Here is a 2,745-nt window from a genome sequence, read left to right as displayed (position 1 = left end):
GCCACCCGAGCCGATGAACCATCTTGGCATCAACTACTAGGCACACTGTTGAGTTCTCAAAGAACAGACGCGCATCCTTCGTTCGCTCTTGCGAGCTCCTGACCGGAGGCAACCGTTCAAACTTATCCGATCCGCTCCGGCCGGTCAAGTCCGTGTGGACCGTCCCGATCCTCGTGGATCGTCCCGCGGCGCGGCGATGTCTGGGCTCATGCGTCCCGTTCAGGCCGTACCAGGGGGGTGGTCGTCCGCGGGACCAGCCACCGGGTTGATCCTCGGTGTCCGTTCCTCCCTGCCGGGCGACGAAGAAGAACATTACGCACGGGCCGCAGGGACCGTCAACTCGGGATGCCGTGACGGCGGTCACCCCCGATCCCCGCCCCCACCTGCGGCGTTCCTCCGGCCGGTCCGCCGCGGCGCGCCGGCGGGACGACGCGGGCCCGCCCGACCACGGAGGTCGGACGGGCCCGGTCGGCGGTCGCCGCGCTCCCCCACCCGGAAGGGGCCGGCGGCCTGGAGTCAGTACAGCGCGCTCGCGAGCGCGCGGCGCGCGGCCGCGACCCGCGGGTCCTCGGCGCCGACGACGTCGAACAGCTCGACGAGCCGCACCCGGATCCGCTCGCGGTCCGGGCCGGACGTGACGCGGACGGTGTCGACGAGCCGCGCGAACGCGTCCTCGATCTGGCCGCCCAGCACGTCGACGTCCGCCACCGCCAGCTGCGCGTCCACGTCGGACGGGGCATCGGCGGCCGCCTTGCGCACCTCGGCGAGGTCGACGTCCCGGGTCCGGCTCAGCAGCCCGACCTGCGCCAGACCCGCGCGCGCCATGTCGTCGCGGGGGTTCTCCTTGAGCGCCTGCTCGTAGGCAGCGGCCGCGGCCGGCAGGTCGTCGCGCTCGATCGCGTCGTACGCCTCCTGGTGCAGCGGCGGGAGCGGCGGCTCCTCGGGCTCGGCCGGCGCCGGCTCCGCCTCCTGGGCCGCGACCGTGCCCGTGATGCCGTTGGCGGCGGCGGCCTCGAGGACCTGGTCGAGCACGCCCCGCACCTGGTCGGCCGGCGGTGCGCCCTGGAACAGCGGCAGCGGCTGGCCCGCCAGCACGGCGACGACGGCCGGGACCGACTGCGTCTGGAACGCGGCGGCGACCTGCGGGTTCGCCTCGGAGTCGATCCGCGCGAGGAGGAGTCGCCCGCCGTACTGGTCGGCGAGCGCCCCGAGGTCGCGGGCGAGGTTGATGCTGGTCTCGCTCCACGACGCCCACAGCAGGACGACGACCGGGTGCTGGGTCGAGGACTGCACCAGGGCCGGGAAGCCCTCGGTGTCGACGTCGACCGTGTACGGCCCCGGCGTCGGCAGCCCGCCCGGGGTGCCGGGCGCGGGGGTGGCCGGGCGCCCGAGCCCGGAGAGGTCGACCGCCCCGCGCACGTTGAGGCGCGGCTCGTGGGCCGGGTTCTGGCTCATGCCGAAGTGCTCCTGCTCTCGCGTGCTCTCACGTCATCACTCACCGGTGACCGCCGTGCGGGCGTGCTCCGCCGCCAGCACGGTCACCTGCTGCGCGCCACCCGCCGGGGGCACGTACATCGCTACCACGTCGGTCCAGGTCCGGACCAGGTTGCTCGACACGCTGCCCTTGCCGGCGAGGGCGGCGTCGAACGGGTCGTTCAGCGTGATGCTGCCCTGGGACAGCGTGACGGTGGTGACCGTCGTCAGCTGACCGACCACGATCGCCCCGCCGTCGGCGGTGCGCAGCGCGGTCACCGCACCCGCCTCCGGGGAGACCGTCTCGGCGACGGTCGCGACCGCCTGCAGGCTCGCAGTGGTCTGGTTCCGCGCCTCGGTGATCGCGGTGCGGAAGAAGTCGGCCGGGAAGGTCGCCGCGGCAGCGGACGCGTCGCCGTTGGTGAGCACGTCCGCGTACTGCGCCATCGCCTCGGTCGGCGACAGCAGCAGCGACGTGCCGTCGTCGGCGGCTACCGGCTCGCTGCCCTCCTCGGGCGTGGCCGTCGGCGGCATCTGCACCGACGGTCCGAGCCGTGCCCAGCTCCACAGCCGGTACGGGTCCCGCGGGCCGTCCTGCATCAGGACGAGCAGCAGCGGCGCCTGCAGGTCGTCGGGCTGCGTGGTCACGACCATCTGCGTCCGCGGCCAGCTGGTGGTGTCGGGGGTGATCGTCGTCTGCGCGGTCGTCGGGATCACGACCGGAGGACGTTCGCCGTTGGTCGCGGTGGCGCGGACGTACTCCGCCGAGCGGATCGCGAGCGCCGGCCCGACGAGCCGGGCGCCGAGACCCGAGGCGTCGAGCGCCTCGTCCCCGGCCGCGAGGACCGTCCCGACCTGGTCGAGCACGTCGGTCGACTGGGCGACGGTCAGTGCCGGCGGCGGGACCGCCGGCACGGCGTCGGGCGTCGGCTCCGGCACCGGGTTGGCGCAGGCCGCCAGACCCAGGGCCGCGACGACGGCGACCGCCGTGCAGGCCAGACGGCGGCGCAGCCGCGCGGTGCCGGGGCGGTGCCCCGTGGTGCGTGCGGTCATCGGCCCTCCTCCGGGGTGTCGTCGTCCTGCGGGGTGGCGGCGCCCTCGTCGGTGCTGGGGAACCCCCACATGCGACGCCAGGCGTCCGCGCGCTGGGCGCGGGTGGCGGCGTCGTCCTCGGCGGCCGCACCGGGCCCGCCGGGCGCGGCCCCCGGACGCTGCGCGGGCGCGGAGGGCGTCGGAGCGCCCGGGACGCGCGGGGCAGCGGGCGGCGACGCC

The 2,745-nt window shown here is 75.4% G+C and carries 2 protein-coding genes and 1 pseudogene; all 3 read right to left on the bottom strand.

Annotated features, from left to right (window positions below; all coding sequences use genetic code 11):
* Positions 1–516: 516 nt before the first annotated feature.
* On the bottom strand, positions 517–1,455 hold the full coding sequence (locus KVT14_RS19915) for a tetratricopeptide repeat protein (RefSeq protein ID WP_217617248.1): 939 nt from the start codon (positions 1,453–1,455) through the stop codon (positions 517–519).
* Positions 1,456–1,491: 36 nt separating this feature from the next.
* On the bottom strand, positions 1,492–2,526 hold the full coding sequence (locus KVT14_RS19910) for a hypothetical protein (protein WP_254631376.1): 1,035 nt from the start codon (positions 2,524–2,526) through the stop codon (positions 1,492–1,494).
* Positions 2,523–2,745: pseudogene (locus tag KVT14_RS19905) on the bottom strand (hypothetical protein); the annotation flags it as partial. The pseudogene KVT14_RS19905 and the gene KVT14_RS19910, both read right to left, overlap by 4 nt.

The organism is Cellulomonas sp. GbtcB1, assembly GCF_019091725.1.
Taxonomy (GTDB): Bacteria; Actinomycetota; Actinomycetes; order Actinomycetales; family Cellulomonadaceae; genus Cellulomonas.
This window is presented reverse-complemented; position numbering and strand designations above follow the sequence as displayed.

Coding starts and splice junctions, on each gene's coding strand:
- KVT14_RS19915 (WP_217617248.1), bottom strand. CDS start 1,455: ATGAGCCAGAACCCGGCCCACGAGCCGCGCCTCAACGTGCGCGGGGCG.
- KVT14_RS19910 (WP_254631376.1), bottom strand. CDS start 2,526: ATGACCGCACGCACCACGGGGCACCGCCCCGGCACCGCGCGGCTGCGC.